General features: G+C 64.5%; 19 protein-coding genes. 13 read left to right on the forward strand and 6 right to left on the reverse strand.

Going from position 1 to position 19511, the window contains the following annotated elements:
* Positions 1 to 137: 137 nt before the first annotated feature.
* From minC to minE, 3 genes are read left to right on the forward strand one after another with little or no spacing between them, the layout of a single operon-like run.
* Complete coding sequence (gene minC / locus KY495_RS08085; RefSeq protein ID WP_219883144.1) at positions 138 to 947, forward strand: septum site-determining protein MinC; 810 nt, start codon at positions 138 to 140, stop codon at positions 945 to 947.
* Between the two features lie 27 nt (positions 948 to 974).
* Complete coding sequence (minD, locus tag KY495_RS08090; RefSeq protein ID WP_219883145.1) at positions 975 to 1790, forward strand: septum site-determining protein MinD; 816 nt, start codon at positions 975 to 977, stop codon at positions 1788 to 1790.
* A gap of 1 nt (position 1791) precedes the next feature.
* Positions 1792 to 2043 (forward strand): cell division topological specificity factor MinE, encoded by a 252-nt coding sequence (minE, locus tag KY495_RS08095; RefSeq protein WP_219883146.1) that lies wholly within the window; start codon positions 1792 to 1794, stop codon positions 2041 to 2043.
* A 51-nt stretch (positions 2044 to 2094) separates the two neighbouring features.
* On the opposite strand, the gene KY495_RS08100 is transcribed toward minE, so the two are convergent.
* Entirely contained in the window at positions 2095 to 2586 is a 492-nt protein-coding gene (locus KY495_RS08100; protein ID WP_219883147.1) for a hypothetical protein, read from the reverse strand.
* A 249-nt stretch (positions 2587 to 2835) separates the two neighbouring features.
* Here KY495_RS08100 and KY495_RS08105 point away from each other — a divergent pair, with 249 nt between their 5' ends.
* The 9 genes from KY495_RS08105 to KY495_RS08145 all read left to right on the forward strand — a co-directional run bounded on the left by KY495_RS08105 (position 2836) and on the right by KY495_RS08145 (position 12859).
* On the forward strand, positions 2836 to 3525 hold the full coding sequence (locus KY495_RS08105; protein ID WP_219883148.1) for a response regulator transcription factor: 690 nt from the start codon (positions 2836 to 2838) through the stop codon (positions 3523 to 3525).
* Positions 3526 to 4007: 482 nt separating this feature from the next.
* The gene (gene hemA, locus KY495_RS08110; protein WP_219883149.1) at positions 4008 to 5282 is read left to right on the forward strand and encodes a glutamyl-tRNA reductase; all 1275 of its coding nucleotides are present in this window, start codon (positions 4008 to 4010) and stop codon (positions 5280 to 5282) included.
* 69 nt (positions 5283 to 5351) lie between these two features.
* The gene (prfA, locus tag KY495_RS08115) at positions 5352 to 6428 is read left to right on the forward strand and encodes a peptide chain release factor 1 (RefSeq protein ID WP_219883150.1); all 1077 of its coding nucleotides are present in this window, start codon (positions 5352 to 5354) and stop codon (positions 6426 to 6428) included.
* Positions 6429 to 6512: 84 nt separating this feature from the next.
* Positions 6513 to 6983, forward strand: coding sequence for a disulfide bond formation protein B (locus KY495_RS08120; RefSeq protein WP_219883151.1), 471 nt, complete (start codon positions 6513 to 6515; stop codon positions 6981 to 6983).
* A complete protein-coding gene (gene prmC / locus KY495_RS08125) occupies positions 6980 to 7798 on the forward strand; it encodes a peptide chain release factor N(5)-glutamine methyltransferase (RefSeq protein WP_219883152.1) in 819 nt (272 codons plus the stop codon). Before KY495_RS08120 ends, prmC begins: the two co-directional genes overlap by 4 nt.
* Before the next feature lie 62 nt (positions 7799 to 7860).
* Positions 7861 to 9630 carry a DUF885 family protein gene (locus tag KY495_RS08130; RefSeq protein ID WP_219883153.1) on the forward strand — a complete coding sequence of 590 codons (1770 nt, stop codon included), beginning with the start codon at positions 7861 to 7863 and terminating at the stop codon, positions 9628 to 9630.
* Between the two features lie 98 nt (positions 9631 to 9728).
* The gene (gshA, locus tag KY495_RS08135; protein WP_219883154.1) at positions 9729 to 11321 is read left to right on the forward strand and encodes a glutamate--cysteine ligase; all 1593 of its coding nucleotides are present in this window, start codon (positions 9729 to 9731) and stop codon (positions 11319 to 11321) included.
* 10 nt (positions 11322 to 11331) lie between these two features.
* Positions 11332 to 12381 carry a histone deacetylase family protein gene (locus KY495_RS08140; RefSeq protein WP_219883155.1) on the forward strand — a complete coding sequence of 350 codons (1050 nt, stop codon included), beginning with the start codon at positions 11332 to 11334 and terminating at the stop codon, positions 12379 to 12381.
* Positions 12382 to 12391: 10 nt separating this feature from the next.
* A complete protein-coding gene (locus KY495_RS08145) occupies positions 12392 to 12859 on the forward strand; it encodes a GNAT family N-acetyltransferase (protein ID WP_219883156.1) in 468 nt (155 codons plus the stop codon).
* Here the strand turns inward: KY495_RS08145 and KY495_RS08150 are convergent.
* The 3 genes from KY495_RS08150 to KY495_RS08160 form a co-directional block, all read right to left on the reverse strand.
* On the reverse strand, positions 12834 to 13943 hold the full coding sequence (locus tag KY495_RS08150; RefSeq protein WP_219883157.1) for an HAF repeat-containing protein: 1110 nt from the start codon (positions 13941 to 13943) through the stop codon (positions 12834 to 12836). The genes KY495_RS08145 and KY495_RS08150 overlap by 26 nt on opposite strands.
* A gap of 116 nt (positions 13944 to 14059) precedes the next feature.
* Positions 14060 to 14512 (reverse strand): FKBP-type peptidyl-prolyl cis-trans isomerase, encoded by a 453-nt coding sequence (locus tag KY495_RS08155; RefSeq protein WP_219883158.1) that lies wholly within the window; start codon positions 14510 to 14512, stop codon positions 14060 to 14062.
* Positions 14513 to 14618: 106 nt separating this feature from the next.
* Positions 14619 to 16496, reverse strand: a complete 1878-nt coding sequence (locus KY495_RS08160; RefSeq protein ID WP_219883159.1) for a potassium transporter Kup — start codon at positions 16494 to 16496, stop codon at positions 14619 to 14621.
* A gap of 231 nt (positions 16497 to 16727) precedes the next feature.
* Between KY495_RS08160 and rarD the strand changes: the two genes are divergently transcribed.
* Positions 16728 to 17591: an EamA family transporter RarD gene (gene rarD, locus KY495_RS08165; RefSeq protein WP_219883160.1), complete on the forward strand. Its 864-nt coding sequence runs from the start codon at positions 16728 to 16730 to the stop codon at positions 17589 to 17591.
* On the opposite strand, the gene KY495_RS08170 is transcribed toward rarD, so the two are convergent.
* Positions 17588 to 18832, reverse strand: a complete 1245-nt coding sequence (locus tag KY495_RS08170; RefSeq protein WP_219883161.1) for a HAMP domain-containing sensor histidine kinase — start codon at positions 18830 to 18832, stop codon at positions 17588 to 17590. The two genes, rarD and KY495_RS08170, sit on opposite strands and share 4 nt — an antisense overlap.
* Entirely contained in the window at positions 18829 to 19503 is a 675-nt protein-coding gene (locus KY495_RS08175) for a response regulator transcription factor (protein ID WP_219883162.1), read from the reverse strand. The genes KY495_RS08170 and KY495_RS08175 overlap by 4 nt, the downstream gene beginning before the upstream one ends.
* Positions 19504 to 19511: the final 8 nt, after the last annotated feature.

The raw sequence follows: 19511 nt of genomic DNA on the forward strand, positions 1-19511 counted from the left end.
CCATTGCCTCGCGGAACATTACTTCCAATCCTCCCCATTCCTTTATTTTCACAGTAGAATGCACGAGTTCTACGCCACTTGGGCGACGTTAGACCCGATTTTCGCCCTGACCTTAGGCGGTACCTCACGACTCCCATATGCTCAAAAGCCCGTCCCTGCTACCCATCGAAATCAAGATCTCCACCGTCGTTGCGATCTCCACGATCCTGTACTCGGCGGACCCGCTCGCGATCGACGCGGCGCTCAAGCAAATGACCGGCGGCGCTGCGGATTTTTTCGAAGACGAATTCGCCGTCATCGATGTCACCACGATCGCTGACAGTACCCCTATCATTGACTGGGTCAAGCTGGTCGAGATCCTGAAAAAATACCGGCTCAACGCCGTCGCCGTGCGCGGCGCCAGCGCTGCCATGGCCGAGGCGATCCGCGCCAGCGGCCTGTCGCTGGACGATGGCGTGTCGGGCATCAAGCCGCGCGGGAGCCCGGACGCGGCGCCCGCTGCCACGGCCGCACCGGCTGCCGTGGCAGCGCCCGCGCCGGCCCCCTCAGCCCCGTCAGCCCCACCGGCGGCGGCTACCGCGGCCACCGCCGTCGTCACCCCGGGCACCATGATCATCGATCAGCCGGTGCGCGCCGGCCAGCGCGTGTATGCGCGCGGCTGCGACCTGATTATTACCGCTACCGTCAACAACGGCGCCGAAGTCATCGCCGACGGCAGCATCCACGTGTACGCGGCCCTCAACGGCCGCGCGCTCGCTGGCGCGTCGGGCAACGCCGAGGCGCGCATCTTCGCCCTGGCGATGCAGCCGGAGCTGGTCTCGATTGCAGGCGTGTACCGCGTGTTCGACGAAGGCTTCCCGCCGAATATGGCACGGCAGCCCGCGCAAATTCGGCTGGCCGGCGACCGGATCGATATACTATCGCTCAGTCCGGGTTCCCGCGCTTAAAAACAGATCTTCATAAAGGACCTACTAGTGGCACGAATTATTGTTGTGACGTCCGGTAAAGGCGGCGTCGGTAAAACCACTTCCAGCGCCAGCTTCTCCACTGGGCTGGCCCTGCGCGGCCATAAGACGGCCGTTCTCGACTTCGACGTCGGCCTGCGTAACCTCGACCTGATCATGGGCTGCGAGCGGCGCGTGGTGTATGACCTCATCAACGTCATCAACGGTGAAGCATCGCTGAACCAGGCGCTGATCAAGGACAAGCACTGCGAAAACCTGTTCATCCTGCCCGCCTCGCAGACGCGCGACAAGGACGCCCTGTCGGAAGAAGGCGTCGAGCGCGTGCTCAATGACCTGATCAACATGGGCTTCGAGTACATCATCTGCGATTCACCGGCCGGTATCGAGCATGGCGCGCTGATGGCGCTCACGTTTGCCGACGAAGCGGTCATTGTCACCAATCCGGAAGTGTCGTCGGTGCGCGATTCGGACCGCATCCTCGGCATCATCCAGGCCAAGTCGCGCCGCGCGCAGACCGGCGCCGAGCCGGTGAAGGAACACCTCCTGATCACCCGCTACTCGCCCAAGCGGGTCGAGAATGGCGAAATGCTGTCCTACCAGGACGTGCAGGAAATCCTGCGCATTCCCCTGATCGGCATCATTCCGGAATCGGAGACGGTGCTGCATGCATCGAACTCGGGCAACCCGGCTATTCACATGAAGGGCAGCGACGTGGCGGAAGCGTATGAAGACGTGATTTCGCGCTTCCTGGGCCAGGAACTGCCGCTGCGCTTTACCACCTACGAAAAGCCAGGCCTGCTGCAGCGAATTTTTGGAGCGAAGTGATATGGCCCTGCTCTCATTCCTGTTCCCCTCGAAAGGGAAAAGCGCATCGGCGGCCAAGGAACGGCTGCAGATCATCATCGCCCGCGAGCGCGGCCACCGCGCGGGACCGGATTTTCTGCCGGCCCTGCACCGTGAACTGATTGAAGTGATTTCCAAGTACACCAAGGTCAACGCCGACGACATCAAGCTGTCGCTGGACCGCCAGGGCAACCTGGAAGTACTGGAAGTGAACGTCGTCCTCCCGGACGCGTAAATGCTGGCCGCCGATGGAGACCTGGTCTCCCATCGGCTGGCAGCGGCGCTGCTACGACGCGCGGATGGTCGTCAACTCGCTCGCCACGCGGGCGCACGCTTCCACGTGTTCATATCCCAGTTTCTTGAACATCGCAAAACCGATGGCCGCCGCCGCCATCTGGCCGGCAATGGGCACAAAGCGCGACACCGATTTCGTGGTCCAGCGGATGCCCACGCGCTTGAACAGCTGCAGCAGCAGTTCGCGCGTGACCAGCTTGCCCACCATGACCCCACCCACACCGACAGCGACCTTGTAGACAATCAGCTTGTGATTGGGCTGGAGCTGATCGATCTGGGCCGGGGTCAGGCCGAAAGCGGCATTCACATCATCCACCAGCTTCTTGAACAAGCCAACATCGGACAAGACATCCAGACCGGGCAGCGGCACCGCCGACACGCCCGCGGAAAAGGCCGCGCGGCGGCGCACCAGCTGGCGGCAGCGCTCGCGGGTCGCCTCGATCTGCTTGGGGTTGTCCGGTACGAGATTCCATTCTGCGCTCATACATACTCCTTCTTGTTTTTGATGACAATTTCTACAGCCGGGAACACAAGCTGATTGAAAACATAGTGTTTAAAGTGTAACGTGTAATGCGGCCGCAGGCGTGTACGGCTGGTAAAGTGTTGCTGACCGTAAATAAAAATCGTGCATTTGGGTATCGGATAGTAAAAGTCTGTTATATTCTGAGTAACTTATTAGTTGTAACCGTAAGACTGTTCTTACGCGCAGCGTTTACTTTACCCATCGGCCCCCATGAGAATCGCCGTCCTAGACAATGACCGAAGCCAGGCAGATTTGATTTGCCAAGTGCTGTCAGCCGCCGGGCACAACTGTCTGACCTTCGAAAATGGCAAGGAGCTGCTTGCGCACCTGCGCAAGGAAAGCTTCGACATGCTGATCATGGACTGGCAAGTGGCCGACATGACCGGAGCCGAGCTGATGCGGCGGACCAAGGAAAAGATTGCCGCCGCCACGCCGGTCATGTTCATCACCACCAGCACGGCCGAGGACGACATCGTGGCCGGCATCACGGCCGGGGCGGACGACTACATGATCAAGCCGCTGCGGCGTGGCGAGTTGGTGGCGCGGGTGCAGGCACTCTTGCGGCGCGCCTATCCGAGTCAGAACGGCGCCGAGCAGCTGCAGTTCGGGCCCTACATCTTTGAGACGCGGCCCGGGCGGCTACTGATGGATGGCGTGGTGATCGACGTCACCCACAAGGAGTTCTACCTGGCGCTCCTATTCTTTCGCAACATTGGGCGGCCACTATCGCGCGCCTACATTCACGAAGCGGTATGGATCCGCGAGACCGACGTTCCCTCGCGCACCATGGACACCCACGTCTCGCGGGTGCGCAACAAGCTGCAGCTGCGTCCCGAAAACGGCTTCCGCCTGGTGCCCGTCTACAGCTACGGCTACCGCCTGGAAAAACTCGGCAGCTGACCCGGCTGGCCCATCCAGCTCCCCCAAAACAATTTCCTACCACCAGGGTCAGACCACTTAAACGCGCCAAAATCAATGTCCTGGCGCCATGAAAAACGGTCGCTCAAGCGTGGGATTTCAAGCGAGCTCCCGGGCCAGGCAGTCGGCTGCGACTTTTATTCTTGCCAATTTACATTGTTGCAAAACGCCTGTTTAAGTGGTCTGACCCTGGTCTGAGGAAAGGCCGTGGACATGCTATCAATTAATTTTAGCGGTGTGGGCAGGCACGCTTTATTGCATGACAGCACTGGATTCAGGCGAGCTCCCGGGCTACCGAGGTGTTCGAGAGCAATTGTTGTGGATGGACAGTGTTGCAAAAAGCGCGTTTAAGTGGTCTGACCCCGGGGTGGGGGAGAGACGTTGTTGTTGGGAATGGCCCTGTTTGGCGTAGGGCTTCTCACATCGCGGTATAATGACGCTACCCATCCGCACCCTTGTTCGCCATGCAACTGCTCGCCGTCGGCCTCAATCACACCACCGCTCCGGTCTCGCTTCGCGAGCAGCTGGCGTTTGGTCCTGAGCAGCTCGGTCAGGCCGTGCGCGCTGCACGCGGTTGGTTTGCAGGCATCGATCCCCGCGGCAGCGATGAGGCGGCAATTCTGTCGACCTGTAACCGCACCGAGATGTATGCGGCCAGCCATGTCGACAATCCCCTCGATGCGTCGGCCCATTTCCTGGCCGATTACCACAAGCTGAACTTCGCCGAGCTGCGTCCGCACCTGTACATGCTGCCGCAGGGACAGGCCGTGCGCCATGCCTTCCGCGTCGCTTCCGGCCTCGATTCCATGGTCATGGGCGAAACCCAGATCCTCGGCCAGATGAAGGATGCGGTGCGCGTGGCCGATGAAGCCGGCGGCCTCGGGACCTACCTGCACCAGCTGTTCCAGCGCAGCTTTTCCGTGGCCAAGGAGGTGCGCACCACCACCGAAATCGGCGCCCACAGCGTGTCGCTGGCCGCCGCCGCCGTGCGCCTGTCGCACCGCATTTTCGACAGCGTCGCCAAGCAGAACATCCTGTTCATCGGCGCCGGCGAAATGATCGAGCTGTGCGCCACCCACTTCGCGGCCCAAAACCCCAACAGCATCACCATCGCCAACCGCACCTTGGAGCGCGGCCAGGCACTGGCGCACCGCTTCAATGGCAAGGCCATCGGCCTGGCGTCGCTGCCGGAGCAGCTCTCGCACTACGACATCGTGATCTCCTGCACCGCCTCGACCCTGCCCCTGATCGGCCTTGGCCTGGTCGAGCGCGCGATCAAGGCGCGCCGCCACAAGCCAATGTTCATGGTCGACCTGGCGGTACCGCGCGATATCGAAACCGAGGTCGGTCGCCTCGACGACGTCTACCTGTACACGGTCGATGACCTGGGCCAGGTGGTCCAGACGGGCATGGAAAGCCGCCAGGCCGCCGTGGCCCAGGCCGAAGCAATCATCGAGACGCGCGTGCAGTCCTTCCTGCACTGGATCGATGACCGCGCCATGGTGCCGGTCATCCAGGATCTGCAGGAAAACAGCGAGGCAATGCGCCTGCTGGAACTGGAGCGCGCCAAGCGCATGCTGGCCCGCGGCGATGATGTCGATGCCGTGCTCGAGGCGCTCTCCAAGGGCTTGACGGCCAAGTTCTTGCATGGTCCCCAGCAGGCGCTGCACCGGGCCCAGGGTGACGAGCGCGCACGCCTGGCAACGCTGCTGCCCCAGTTGTTCCGCGGCCGCCGTTAGCGCCCCCTGCCTTGCCGGCCGCCGCGCGCGGCTTTCCTGTTTCGCTCCATCTTCTCTCCGGACCTCCCTATGAAACCATCCATGCTGGCCAAGCTGGACCAACTGTCCAACCGCCTCGTCGAACTCGATGAACTGCTCATGACCGAGGGCGCAACCTCGAACATGGACAGCTACCGCAAGATGACGCGCGAGCATGCCGAGATCGGGCCGCTGGTGGCCCTGTACAAGGAGTTCGAACGGGCCCAGGCCGATATCGAGGAAGCCCAGGCCATGCTGTCGGACCCGGACATGAAGGAATTCGCGCAGGAAGAGATCGAGGCCGGCAAGGCACGCGTGGCAGCGCTGGAACTGGACTTGCAAAAAATGCTGCTGCCGAAGGACGCCAACGACGAGCGCAATATCTTTCTGGAGATTCGCGCCGGCACCGGTGGCGATGAGTCGGCCCTGTTCGCGGGCGACCTGTTACGCATGTACACCCGCTTCGCCGAGCGCAATCGCTGGCAGGTGGAGATGGTGTCGGAATCTGCCTCGGACCTGGGCGGCTACCGCGAGGTGATCGTGCGCCTGGTCGGCAATGGCGTGTATTCAAAACTCAAGTTCGAGTCCGGCGGTCACCGCGTGCAGCGCGTGCCGGCCACGGAAACCCAGGGCCGCATCCACACCTCGGCCTGCACGGTGGCGGTGATGCCGGAGGCGGACGAGGTGGAAGATGTCAATATCAACCCTGCCGATCTGCGCATCGATACCTACCGCGCGTCAGGCGCGGGCGGCCAGCACATCAACAAGACCGATTCGGCGGTTCGCATCACTCACCTGCCCACCGGGATCGTGGTGGAGTGCCAGGACGACCGCAGCCAGCATAAGAACAAGGCCTCGGCCCTGAAGGTGCTGGCCGCGCGCATCAAGGACGTGCAGCTGCGCGAACAGCAGTCAAAGGAGGCAGCCACCCGCAAGAGCCTGATCGGCTCGGGCGACCGCAGCGAACGCATTCGCACCTATAACTTCCCGCAGGGCCGCATGACGGATCACCGCATCAACCTGACGCTCTACAAGCTCGATTTCATCATGGATGGCGATCTGACGGAGCTGACCTGCGCGCTGGCCGCCGAACACCAGGCCGAACTGCTGGCCCAGCTTGGAGATTAAGCCTGCATTAAGCCTTTGATCCGGGGCCCGAGTTCTACTACGATACCGGTATCATACGTTCAGCCCAGCCACCACGGACCCGCCATGCTCAAGAACCGCACGCTGTTGTTTGCCATTGCCTTTTCCTGCTTCTTCGTCATCGGGGTGGCGCTGTACTACCAGCACGTCAAGCTGATGCTGCCTTGCCCTTATTGCGTCATTCAGCGCTATGCCTTCCTGTTTGCCGGCCTGTTTGCGCTGGTGGCGGCGCTGGTAAAGCGCCGCACAGTGTGGATCGACCTGGCCCTGGCCAGCGCGATCGGTGGCGCCTTCACGGTCTATAAGCATCTCGAGGTCATTGCCAATCCTGGCTTTTCGTGCGGTATCGATCCCAAGACCACGTTCCTCAACAAGCTGCCAACGGCGCAGGTGCTGCCGCAGGTGTTCGAAGCCGATGGCTTTTGCTCGGGCGCGGGCGACCCTGTCATGGGACTGCCGATTCCCTACTGGTCGGCGGTATGGTTTGCCATCATTATCCTGGCGCTGATTGTGGCGCATGCGCGCCGCCGTTCATGATCGCTGCCGGCGCCACCCTCGGCTCGCTGCTGGCGGCGCTGCCCTTCGACGCGCTTGAAAACCGGATCCTGGTCTGCCATGCGCTCAAGGTCACGCGGGTGGGCCTGATCACCCAGTCGGAGCGCATCCTGACGCAGGCCGAGGCGCAGGCGCTGTCTTCCCTCGTGCAGCGCCGCAGCGCAGGCGAACCGATTGCCTACATTGTGGGCAGGCGCGAATTCTTCGGCCTCGATTTCCACGTCACCAGCGATGTGCTCATTCCCCGCCCGGACACCGAGCTGCTGGTGGAACTGGCGCTCGAGCGCCTGCCAACGGGCGCCCGGGTGCTTGACATGGGAACCGGCAGCGGTGCGATAGCGGTGGCGATCGCGCACAGCAGGCCGGATGCCCGGGTCACGGCGCTGGACGTGAGCGAACCGGCGCTGGCGGTGGCACGCGCCAATGCGCTGGCCAACCAGGTCCAGGTGCGCTTTGTGCTCAGTGACTGGTTTGCCGCTCTCGATGGCGAGCCGTTCGAGGTCATCGCCTCCAATCCACCCTACATCGCCAGCGGCGACAGCCACCTGGCCCAGGGCGACTTGCGCTTTGAACCAACGGGGGCGCTCACCGATCACGCCGATGGCCTGTCGGCCCTGCGCACCATCGCCGCCGGCGCGCCGCGCCACCTTGCCCCAGGCGGGTGGCTGCTGATGGAGCATGGATATGACCAGGCCGCGCAGGTGCGCACCATGCTGGAGCAACTGGGCTACAGCGAGGTACAGAGCTGGCGCGACCTGGCCGGGATCGAGCGCACCACCGGCGCTCGCGCTCCCTGAGCTGAGCGTGCGGCCCGCGCCAGGGCTTTTGCTAAAATGGCCATCCAGCCCGGAGCCAACCCATGCGCCCTCTGTTTGCCATTCCTGTCCTGCTTTGCCTGCCGCTGATGGCCCTGGCCGCGAGCGAGGCGGATCAGCAGGCCAGCGCCCTGTTCGACACGGACTGGCAGTGGCGCATGCGCAACCAGCCGGAATACGCCACCACGGTGGGCGACTACCGCTACAACCATCTGCTGTCCGATACCAGCCTGGCCGGCCTGCGCGCAGCCACCAGCCAGCACGCCCTCATGCTGGAGCAGGCACGCCAGCTGGACCGCAGCACGCTCTCGGCGGCCACTGCGCTGTCGCTTGACCTGTTCATCTTTGAAAAGGAACAGCTGCTGCAGATGGCGGCGCTCTACCCCTATCCGCCGCAGCCCCTCACCGGCCAGCACGGCGTCCATATCAGCTTTGCGCAGACGGTGGCGCAGATGCCTTTCGCCACCGAGATGGACTACCTCAATTACATCAGCCGCCTTGACCGGCTGCCACTGCACCTGGCCGGCATCACCGAGCAGCTGCGTGAGGGGATGCGCAGCGGCTGGGTAGCGCCCCGGGCCGCCATGCGCCGGGTGCCGGCCATGCTGCGCCAGCTGCGCGAAAACGCCGTCACCGGCCCACTCGGGCAGCCCTTCCGCCAGATCCCGGCCACCATCGACAAGACCATGCGCGACGCGATCGCAGAAGTCGGCCCGGCCACGCTGCGCAACAAGGTGGTGCCGGCCCTGCAGGAGCTCGAGGATTTCGTGCGCACCCAGTACCTGCCGCTGGCGCGAGAGAGCATCGCGGCCAGCGCCCTGCCCGGCGGGGCCCAGTATTACGCGCTGCTGGTGGCGCAGCACACCGGTTCCACGCTGTCGCCGGCCCAAGTGCATGCGCTGGGCCAGAAGGAAGTGGCGCGCATCCATGCCCGCATGCCGGCGGCCATTGCGCGCACGGGCTTCAAGGGTTCGTTCGCCCAGTTTGCCGCCTTTGCCACCAGCGACAAGCGCCTGTTCTACGACGATCCGGCCGCCATGCTGCGGCGCTACCGCAGCCTGCTGGCGCGCACCACGGCTGCCCTGCCGCGTTTGTTCGAGTCCGTCCCGGCCCAGGAACTGCTGGTCAAGCCGGCCAGCGACGCCGGCGCGGCCTACATGGCCGGCGCCTGGTATGAGGCCGGCACCGCCGACCGTCCGGCCGCCTTTGTCGTCAATACCACGCGCCTGCAGATCCGGCCGCGCTGGGAAATGGAAACGCTGGCCCTGCACGAAGGCGTGCCGGGCCATCATCTGCAGGCCGCGCGCGCACGCGAGCTGGCGGGCCTGCCGGCTTTCCGGCGCCACGCCTGGCACGGCGCATTCGGCGAAGGCTGGGCCATGTACGCTGAAACGCTGGGGCCCGAACTGGGTCTGTTCAGGGATGCGTTTTCCGCCTTTGGCCATCTGAACGCGGAGCTGTTCCGGGCCGTGCGGCTGGTGGTCGATACCGGCATCCATTCGCAGGGCTGGACCCGGCAGCAGGCCATCGACTACATGAATGCCAACACGGCCAACAGCCGCGCCGACAATGAGCTGGAAGTGGACCGTTATATCGCGTGGCCGGCCCAGGCCCTGGGCTACAAGATCGGCCAGCTCAAGTTCCGCCAGCTGCGCGAGAAATCGCAGGCCGCCCTCGGTGCGAATTTCGACGTGCGGCGCTTCCACAGCGTGCTGCTCGATAATGGCCCCCTGCCCCTGTATCTTCTTGAACAGCAGGTTGACCAGTGGCTGGCGGCGGCGCCCGCAAAAGCATCGGCCCCGGCCCGCAACTAGAAAACCCGGCGTGGTCGACGCGCTTCCCGTTTTTCGGTTAATCTCGCAGCAATTACCCCTTGCCGTGATACATATTGGCAGTACAAGAAAGGAATACCGTGTCGAACCAACTGACCCGCCGCCTGGCCCTGCTGGACGACGATGAGCATCGCTCCCTGCTGGGCCAGGGCTTGCGCGGCATCGAGCGTGAGACGCTGCGCGTGGACCGTCAGGGCCGCCTCGCGCGCACGCCCCATCCGATCGCACTCGGCTCGGCGCTCACCCATCCGCAGATCACGACCGACTATGCCGAGGCCCTGCTCGAATTCATCACGCCGGCCGAACACGATATCGGCATCACGCTCAACAAGCTCGATGCCATCCACCGCTTCGCATATGCCCACATGGGCGATGAGATGCTGTGGAGCGAATCGATGCCGTGCGAGCTGCCGCCGGAAGACGAGATCGACATCGCCTGGTACGGCACTTCCAACATCGGCATGCTCAAGCATGTGTACCGGCGTGGCCTGGCCCTGCGCTACGGCAAAGCCATGCAGTGCATCGCAGGCATCCATTACAACTACTCGCTGCCTGAAAAAATGTGGCAGCTGTTCCAGGTCGACCAGGGTATTGCCGAAGAGCGCCGCCGCGGCATCCGCGACTTCCAGTCCGAAAGCTATATCGCCACCATCCGCAACTTCCGCCGCTACAGCTGGCTGCTGATGTACCTGTTCGGCGCCTCGCCTGCGCTGTCGAAGGGCTTCCTGCGCGGGCGTGCGCACAGCCTCGAGACCCTGTCCGACGACACCCTGTACCTGCCGTATGCCACCAGCCTGCGCATGAGCGACCTCGGTTACCAGAACGATGCGCAGTCGGGCCTCACGCCGCACGAAAATTCGCTCGAAAGCTACGTGTGCACGCTGATGGATGCGGTCAACCGCCCATACAAGCCTTACGAGGAACTGGGTACCAGGCGCGATGGCGAATGGATCCAGCTTTCCACCAACGTGCTGCAGATCGAGAACGAATACTATTCCACCATCCGCCCCAAGCGCGTGATCCGCACCGGCGAGCGGCCGGTGCAGGCACTATGCAAGCGCGGGGTGCAGTACATCGAAGTGCGCTGCCTGGATGTGGACCCATACGAGCCGGTTGGCATCAGCGCCGAAACCGGCCGTTTCATGGATGCCTTCCTGCTGTTTTGCGCGCTCGATGACAGCCCGTCGATCAATGAGGCGGAAAGCGCGGTCCACGCCGCCAACTTCGCACGCACGGTCAAGGAAGGCCGCCGTCCCGGGCTCACGCTCACGCGCGATGGCGGGCAGGTGCTGCTGAAAGACTGGGCGCACCAGCTGCTCGAACGCATCGCGCCGGTGGCCGCACTGCTCGACGAACAGCACAACGAAAGCGATGTCCACGCCTCGTCCATGGCCGCCCAGCGCGCCAAGATCGACAACCCGCAGCTCACGCCCTCGGCGCGGGTGCTGGACGACATCCGCGAACTCGGCTCGGCAGCGGCGTTCGGCATGCGCCAAAGCGCGCTGCACGCAGCCTACTTCCTTGACAGCCCGCTCATGCCGGCCGAGGAAGCGATGTTTGAAGAGATGGCCGCGGCATCGCTGGAAGAGCAGCGCGTCATTGAAAACACCGACACCGGCAGCTTTGACGACTTTGTCGCGGCCTACAACAGCAGCACCCTGTGCTGCGACTGACAGGCCGGCCGTGCTGACCTTTTACAACGAACACCATGCGCAGCATGAAGGCCGCTTTGAACTCGACAACGGCGTGCCCGGACGCAGCAGCGAGCGCGCCGAACGGGCCGACCTGGTGCTGGCCGAATTCGAGCGCCGCGGCCTGGGCCGGGTGGTCACGCCGCAGGGCGTGGCACTGGCCTCGCTCGAACGCGTCCACACCCCGCGCTACCTGCACTTCCTGCGCAGCGCCTGGAGCGCGTGGACGGCGCTGGCCGATGGCAACAGCGGTCGCGATGCCTACCCCACGGTGTGGCCAATCCGCGGCATGCGCGCCGATATCGAGCCGGATGCATTCAAGGCGCGCATGGGCTTGTTTTCGATGGATGGCTTCACGCCGCTCACGCCCGGCACCTGGATCGCGGCCAAGACCGGCGCCGACTGCGCCATCAATGCCGCCCACGCGCTGCGCCTGGGCCAGCGCAGCACCTTTGCCCTCACCCGCCCGCCCGGCCACCACGCGGGCGCCGATTTCTACGGCGGCCACTGCTACCTCAACAACGCGGCCCTGGCGGCCCAGCACATGCTCGACGATGGCGCGGCGAGGGTGGCCATCCTGGACATCGACTACCACCATGGCAACGGCACCCAGGGCATTTTCTACCAGCGCGCCGATGTCCTGACCATCTCCCTGCACGGCGACCCGCGCAGCAATTATCCCTACTATCTCGGGCATGCCGACGAAACCGGCGAAGGCGCAGGCGCCGGCTGCAACATGAACATCTGCCTGCCCGCCGGCGCGGGCGCTGCGCAGTACCTGGCGGCGCTGGAATCGGCCTGCATCAAGCTGCAGATGTTTGCGCCCGACGCGCTGGTGGTGGCACTGGGCGTGGACACCTTTGCAGGCGATAGCCAGTCCAGCCTTGCGCTGGCCAGCGGCGACTACCTGCGCATTGGCGAACGCCTCGGCTTCCTCGGCCTGCCCACCACATTCGTGCTCGAAGGCGGCCAGGCGGTCAAGGAAATCGGCATCAATGTGGTCAATGTGCTGGAAGGCTTTGAAACCGCGCTGGACTCCTGAAAGCTTGAACATGACAGAACAAATTTCGATCGCGTGGCAGTGGCGCGCCTTTGCCGACCTCTCGCCGGCAGACCTGTATGCGGTCATGCAGCAGCGCCAGGATGTGTTCATCCTCGAACAAACCTGCCTGTACCCTGATCTCGATGGCCTGGACCAGGAAGCGCACCACCTGCTCGGCTGGCGCGTGGCAGACGGGCGGCGCCAGCTGGTGGCCTACCTGCGCTGCCTGGCGCCGGGCGCGAAGTACACCGAGATGTCGCTCGGGCGCATCCTCACCACCGGCGCCGCGCGCGGCAGCGGGATGGGGCGCGAACTGGTCGCGCGCGGCATCGCCCACGCCGAGCGCCAGCACCCGGGCCACCGCATCCGCATCGGCGCCCAGCAGCGGCTGGAGCGCTTCTATAACGAGTTTGGCTTTGTCACGTTGTCGGCCCCCTACGACGAAGACGGGATCATGCACATCGATATGCTGCGCTAGCGCGCCCGATGCCGCCAAGGCCAAGCAGGGCCAGGGCGCACAGCATGAGCATCAGGGTGGCCGGTTCGGCCACGGCGATGGCGGCCGGCTCCAGCAGCACGGCGCCGCACACCTCGCCCCGGCAGCCAAAGGCGGCGATCTGCTGGCGGTCGTTGATGCCGCGCGCTTCATGCAAGATCCAGCCGGAAGCCGGATCAATGAGCGTATTGAGGTCGAGCATGCTGCTGCCGTCGTACAGGAAGGCAAAGGCGGCTTCATCGCCCGGGGCATTCGACCAGCCCACGATCTGGCCGGCGCTGTTGATGTCGTAGGCGAAGCTGTAGCGGCCACCGAGCGTGCCCAGGTCGCGCATCACGCCCTGCTGGTACAGGAAGGCGTGATGGCTGCCCTGCACCCAGCCGTGCCCCGTGATCTGACCCCGGTCATTGATGGCAGTCGCTTCGCTCAGGCTGGCCCCGGCCATGGTGCCCAGGTCCGTCATCACGCCGTCGGCATACAGGAAGGCGTGCGCCAGCAGGGGCTGGCCATCGTCCAGTCCCGAAAAGCCGACCACGTGGCCTGCGCTGTTGATGCCGGTGGCCGTGGCGAACGAGTCGCCCAGGGTGCCCAGGTCGGTCGCCACGCCATTGCGGTAGACATAGGCGCGCAGATTGCCCTCGCGGACGTAGGCGCCGACCACGTCGCCACTGCTGCCGATGGCCTGGGCGTAGTGATCGCCGGCGCCGAAAATGTCCAGCTCAGTCAGCGCGCCACTGGCGTAGGTAAACGCGCGCCGCTCGCCGCTGGCAAGCACCGCATACCCGCTGACCGCGCCGCTGCCATTGACGGAGGTGGCAAGGCTGGCGTCGGTCTGATTGAGAACGGGAATGTCGAACAGGGCGCCGGCCGACCACAGGTAGGCGCGCGGGCCGTCGGGTGTGCCGACCGACCCGGCGATCTGGCCTTGTTCATTGATGGCGCTGACGGACGTGCCGGGAGGCAAAGCGGTGATGGTGTAGCGGGGGCCGGCCTGGGCCGGCATGGGCAGCAGGCCCAGCGCGGCGGCCGCGATCAGTGCGCAAAGGGATTGGTGCAGGGCAGGCATGGTTGCATCCTTATCGCTGGTGGAGCAATCAGGATGGACCAAAACCGGGCGCGCCTTATGCGCAAGATCAGGCGACCCGGGCGCGAACTCAGGCAGCGAACCAGGTCAGCGACGCATTACCGTACTTCAAGCAGTTCCAGATCAAACACGATTCCCGCATTCGGCGGTATCGGGCCCTGGCCGCTGCTGCCATAGGCGAGGCTGGCCGGAATCAGGACGGTGCGCTTGCCGCCCACGCGCATGCCGGTCACGCCCTGCGAAAAGCCGCTCACCACATTGGTCACGCCAAGGACCATGGAAAACGGCGTGCCGCCGACCGTGGTCTGGAATTGCGTACCCTTGTTGTCGGCTGCGGTGGCGCTGTACAGGTAGCCCGTGTAATGCAGGGTGAGCGACTTGCCCGGGGTGGCCTCGGCGCCGGTGCCGACCGTGTTGTCCTTGATACTCAAGGTGGCCGGGCTGGCAACGGGCGCGCCGTTCGATGGCGTATCGGCGCCGCCGCCGCCACCACAGCCGCCGAGGCTGGCAAGGGCGACCATGGCGGCAATCAGGGAAAGCTTGAATTTCATGGCATCTTTCGGATTAAAAACAGTTCCGCAGTGTAGCCGCTGTCCCGGCCATGCGCCTAGTTGCAAGTTGTAATCATCTGTATGGAAACTGCCAGCATGGGCTGCATCAGATGGCCACCTGGGTGCCCAGCTCGATCACGCGGTTGGGCGGAATCTGATAGTAGTCGGCCGCGCCGCGGGCATTGCGCGACATGGCCACGAACAGGTGCTCGCGCCATGGCTGCATGCCCGCGCCCGGCGTGGAAATGACGGTCTGGCGCGCAATGAAGAACGAGGTTTCCATCATTTCAAAGGCAAGGCCCTGGTCGGCGCACAAGGCCATCACCTGCGGAATGTCCGGCTCGTCCTTGAAACCGTAATAGACATTCACCTGGAAACAGTTGTGTCCCAGATCGACCACGCGCGCCTGTTCATGCTGGTCCACCCATGGTTCCTCCACCATGTGCACGGTCAGGAAGACCACGCGCTCATGCAGGACCTTGTTGTGCGACAGATTGTGCAGCAGCGCGTGCGGCACGCCATCGCTTTCGCCGCGCAGGAAAATGGCAGTGCCGTACACGCGCGTGGGCGGGGCCACAAACAGCGACTGCAAAAAGTCTTCCAGCGGGATGGCATGCTTTTGCAGGTTTTCAAACACCAGCTGGCGGCCCCGCTTCCAGGTCATCATGCCGGTAAACAGGATGGCGCCCAGCGCCAGCGGGAACCAGCCGCCATGGAACAGCTTGAGCGAGGTGGAGGCAAACAGTGCCACGTCCATGATCAGGAAGAAGCCGGTGGCGCCAAAGCACAGCACCAGCGGCAGGTTCCAGCGGTAGCGCGTCACGAAGAAGGTCAGCACCGTGGTGCACAGCATGGTGGCGGTCACCGCAATGCCGTAGGCGCCGGCCAGCTCGTGCGAGGACTGGAACATCAGCACGGCAATGAGCACCACCACCAGCTGCAGCCAGTTGACGGCGGGGATATAGATCTGGCCGATCTCGCTGGCCGAGGTATGCAGCACGCGCATGCGCGGCAGCAGGCCCAGGGCAATGGCTTGCTTGGTCATGGAAAAGGTGCCGGAAATGGTGGCCTGCGACGCGATCACCGCCGCCATGGTGGAAAGGATCACCAGCGGATAGATGTGCCAGCCATTGACCTGGTTGAAGAAGGGATTGTCGACGGTTTCGGGGTGGGCAATCAGCAGCGCGCCCTGGCCCAGGTAGTTCAGCGCCAGCGCGGGGAAGGCCACCATGAACCAGGCGCTGCGGATGGGCTTTTTGCCGAAGTGGCCCATGTCGGCATACAGCGCCTCGGCGCCGGTAATGGCCAGCACCACGGCGCCCAGGGCGACAAAGGCGGTGAAGCCGTTGGCCAGCATGAAGCGCACCGCGTGCATGGGATTCAGGGCGGCCATGATCTGGGGCGCTTCCATGATGTGATAGGCGCCCATCCCGGCCAGGGCCAGGAACCACACCAGCATGACGGGACCGAACCAGCGCCCGATGCCGGCCGTGCCGCGCCGCTGCAGGCAGTACAGCCCCACCAGCACCACGATGGTAATCGGCACCACGTAATTGCCCATGCCGGGAGCGGCCACTTCCAGGCCCTCGATCGCGCCCAGCACGGAAATGGCGGGCGTGATGACACTGTCGCCGTAAAACATGGTGGCGCCAAAGACGCCCAGCACCATCAGGGGCAGATACCAGCGCGAATGGCGGGTGACGGAATTGAGCGCCAGGGCCATCAGGGCCATGATGCCGCCCTCGCCCCGGTTGTCGGCCCGCAGCACCAGGGTGACGTACTTGAGCGACACGATCAGCGTCAGTGCCCAGAAAATCAGGGAGATGACGCCCAGCAGGTTGAAGGTATTGAGGTCCAGGCCATGTTCCTGGTCAAAGATGGCCTTGAGGGTGTACAGCGGGCTGGTACCGATGTCGCCGTAAACAATGCCGACGGCCGACAGGGTGAGCGCGGCAACGCTGCTCTTCTTGTGTTGCGGGGTCAAGGTTGCACCATATTTTTGTTTTGGTGCAATGCACAATATTCCGAAGATATGCAAAAAGCAAGGGTGATTTGATTCATCGTGCTGCTTTCGAGACAGTTGCCACGTTGCGAGACCGGCACTTTACCACCGCCCCCTGCAGGGCGCTCAGTTTCCCCGCAATTTGGGCCCCCGCCAGCGCAGCCTGGACAAACACGCGATAATGTTTGTTTAAGAAATTATCGATTGGCCTTCATGCGCACCGGCATTCTGTCCGCTGCCCTGGCGTTTCTGTGCTGGGGTTTGTTTCCTCTCTATTTCCGCGCCATCAGCGAAATACCCCCCATGCAGATCCTGGTCCACCGGGTCCTGTGGTCGCTCCTGTTCCTGGCCATCATTCTTACGGTCCGCGGCCAGTGGAAGTGGCTGATGCAGCTGCGCCGCCAGCCCAAGGTCATGGGCAGTTTTTTCGTCAGCGCCCTGCTCCTGAGCGGCAACTGGCTGCTGTACATCTGGGCCGTCAACAATGGCCATGTGATCGAAGCCAGCCTTGGTTACTTCATCAATCCGCTTGTCAATGTGATGCTGGGCTACCTGGTGCTCAAGGAACGCCTGCGCCCCGTGCAGTGGAGCGCCATCGGCCTGGCCGCGCTTGGCGTCATGTGGCTGACGTGGCAGGCCGGGCACATGCCGTGGATTGCACTGCTGCTGGCGGCGTCCTTCGGCGCCTATGGCCTCATGCGCAAGACGGCCGCCCTCGGCGCGCTGGAAGGGCTGTCCTTCGAGACCCTGATCCTGTTCCCGTTCGCCATGGCGTATCTGGCCTGGCTCACGCTGCAGGGCGATAACGCCTTCCTCACTGCCTCCGCCGGCACCCAGTGGCTGCTGGTGGCAGCCGGCCCGATCACCGCCATTCCCCTGCTGCTGTTTGCCTCGGGCGCGCGCAAGATTCCCCTGTCGGTCCTGGGACTGCTGCAGTATATCGGGCCCACCATCCAGCTGAGCCTTGGCATCTTCCTGTTCCAGGAAGTCTTTACCGTCGAGCGCCTGATCGGCTTTGTCATGATCTGGAGCGCGCTGGCCCTGTACGCCGGCGAAGGCTGGTACCGGCGCGCCTAGTGCTGCGTTTGGCGCAGGCTGGCCCGGGTGCCGCCCGCAGCGCCGGGGCCGAGGGCCAGCGTCATGCCGCTTAACAGGGCCAGGCGGCTGGCGATCGACAGGCCAAGGCCGGCACCGATGCTGTGCTCACCTTTGACGCCCGGCTGAAACAGGCGCTGGTCCAGCTCGGGCGCCAGGCCCGCTCCGCTGTCTTCCACCACCAGTGTATGGTGCGCAAAGCTGATCCGCACCGTGCCATGCAGGGTATGGATAAAGGCATTGCTGACCAGGTTAGCCAGCAGCATGGCGAGCGAGGCGCCGCGGCTGTTCATGACCGCCGATGGCGGCACCTGCACCACCACGTCCACCGGGCGCTCGCCCAGCAGGTGGGCATGGTCGAGAATGACCCGTTCCAGCAGCGGCAGCAGCGGCAGCGCCAGCACCGGGGTGTGGCCAAGTTCTTCGCGCGCCAGCGCCAGCAGCGTGTCCACGCATTGCGTCATGTGGCTGCAGGCCTGGCGGATGCGCTGCAGCTGGGCCTGCGCCTGGGACGGCAGGGGCTGGGCCGCCAACAGCTCCGCCGCGCCGTCGATGACGGTGAGCGGGGTGCGCAGTTCGTGGCTGGCGTCGCGCGTGAAGTGCTGTTCGCGTGTGATGAAGCCATCCAGGCGCGCCATGGCGTCATCGAGCGTGCGCGCCAGGGTGCCGATTTCATTGTCGGGGAACTGGTGCGCAAAGCCGCGCGGCAGCTGGCCCGGCAAGGCGCCCGATACCACACGGGTCAAGGCCAGCAGCGGGGCGCTGGCCCGCCGGGCCAGCCAGTAGCCAAGCGCCCCCGTCACCAGCAGCAGGATCAGGGTCGCCACCCCAAGAAAGCGCAGGATGTAGCCCACGCGCGGGCGCACCACCAGCTGGCGGCTCACTTCCGCCACCAGGTGGCGCGTGCTGCCGTCCGCCAGTGTCAGCGTGCGTACATGGTAGTGGCGGCCCTCGTCGCCGGCAAATTCGCCCACCAGCGCGCCCGGCGCCAGATCATCGGGATAGGCGGCGGTGTCGCGGTACACGGTCACGAAGGGGAGGATGGGTGGCGCGCCCGTTTGCTGCAGGTGGGCCATTTCCTGCTCCAGCATGTTGTCGATGAAGCTGTCCTCGATGACGTAGACGAACATCAGGCCCAGGGCGGAAAAGCACAGCGCCGCCACCAGGGCCACCAGAACGCACGCCAGCGCCATTTGCCGTCGCAGGCTGCCGTGGAACTTCATGCCTGCCCATCGAGCCGGAAGCCCACGCCGTGCAGCGTGAGCAGCATGGGCCGGGCGAAGGGCTTGTCGAGCCGCTGGCGCAGCTGGTACAGGTGGGTGCGCAGGGCGTCCGAATCGGGCGGCGCGTCGGCCCACAGCACGCGCGTGAGCTCCGAGCGCGTGAGGGCGCGCGGGTGCGCCTCGGCCAGCGCCAGCAGGATCTGGAAGCCGGCCGGGGCCAGTTCGAGCCGCACGCCGGCCCGCGCCGCGCTGCGGCTGGCGCGGTCGACGGTGAGGCTGCCGATCGTGATGCAGGGCGCTTGGTGCAGGGTGTGGCGGCGCGCCAGTACCGCGCAGCGCGCCAGCAATTCTTCCAGCGCAAACGGTTTGACCAGATAATCGTCGGCGCCGCTGTCGAAGCCGCACAGCTTGTCGGCCAGGGTGTCGCGCGCGGTCAGCATCAGCACGGGAAGACGCTTGCCGGCGCGCTGGCGCAGCTGGCGGCACACTGCCAGCCCGTCCATGCCCGGCAGCCCGAGGTCGAGCACGACCACGTCGTAGTCGCCGGCCAGCGCCAGCGCCAGGCCGTGGGTGCCGCTGGTGGCGAAATCGGCGCTGTGGCCGTGCTGCTCGACGCCATCGGCCAGGTTGTGGGCCAGCAGGGCATTGTCTTCCACCACCAGAATATGCATTCGACGTC

The sequence above is a fragment of the Massilia sp. PAMC28688 genome (assembly GCF_019443445.1).
Classification (GTDB): Bacteria; Pseudomonadota; Gammaproteobacteria; order Burkholderiales; family Burkholderiaceae_D; genus Telluria_A.

What these genes read in the sequence shown, in the direction of transcription:
- minC (WP_219883144.1), top strand. Translation starts at nt 138, where the DNA reads ATGCTCAAAAGCCCGTCCCTGCTACCCATCGAAATCAAGATCTCCACC.
- minE (WP_219883146.1), top strand. Translation starts at nt 1,792, where the DNA reads ATGGCCCTGCTCTCATTCCTGTTCCCCTCGAAAGGGAAAAGCGCATCG.
- KY495_RS08100 (WP_219883147.1), bottom strand. Translation starts at nt 2,586, where the DNA reads ATGAGCGCAGAATGGAATCTCGTACCGGACAACCCCAAGCAGATCGAG.
- KY495_RS08105 (WP_219883148.1), top strand. Translation starts at nt 2,836, where the DNA reads ATGAGAATCGCCGTCCTAGACAATGACCGAAGCCAGGCAGATTTGATT.
- hemA (WP_219883149.1), top strand. Translation starts at nt 4,008, where the DNA reads ATGCAACTGCTCGCCGTCGGCCTCAATCACACCACCGCTCCGGTCTCG.
- prfA (WP_219883150.1), top strand. Translation starts at nt 5,352, where the DNA reads ATGAAACCATCCATGCTGGCCAAGCTGGACCAACTGTCCAACCGCCTC.
- KY495_RS08120 (WP_219883151.1), top strand. Translation starts at nt 6,513, where the DNA reads ATGCTCAAGAACCGCACGCTGTTGTTTGCCATTGCCTTTTCCTGCTTC.
- prmC (WP_219883152.1), top strand. Translation starts at nt 6,980, where the DNA reads ATGATCGCTGCCGGCGCCACCCTCGGCTCGCTGCTGGCGGCGCTGCCC.
- KY495_RS08130 (WP_219883153.1), top strand. Translation starts at nt 7,861, where the DNA reads ATGCGCCCTCTGTTTGCCATTCCTGTCCTGCTTTGCCTGCCGCTGATG.
- KY495_RS08145 (WP_219883156.1), top strand. Translation starts at nt 12,392, where the DNA reads ATGACAGAACAAATTTCGATCGCGTGGCAGTGGCGCGCCTTTGCCGAC.
- KY495_RS08150 (WP_219883157.1), bottom strand. Translation starts at nt 13,943, where the DNA reads ATGCCTGCCCTGCACCAATCCCTTTGCGCACTGATCGCGGCCGCCGCG.
- KY495_RS08155 (WP_219883158.1), bottom strand. Translation starts at nt 14,512, where the DNA reads ATGAAATTCAAGCTTTCCCTGATTGCCGCCATGGTCGCCCTTGCCAGC.
- rarD (WP_219883160.1), top strand. Translation starts at nt 16,728, where the DNA reads ATGCGCACCGGCATTCTGTCCGCTGCCCTGGCGTTTCTGTGCTGGGGT.
- KY495_RS08170 (WP_219883161.1), bottom strand. Translation starts at nt 18,832, where the DNA reads ATGAAGTTCCACGGCAGCCTGCGACGGCAAATGGCGCTGGCGTGCGTT.
- KY495_RS08175 (WP_219883162.1), bottom strand. Translation starts at nt 19,503, where the DNA reads ATGCATATTCTGGTGGTGGAAGACAATGCCCTGCTGGCCCACAACCTG.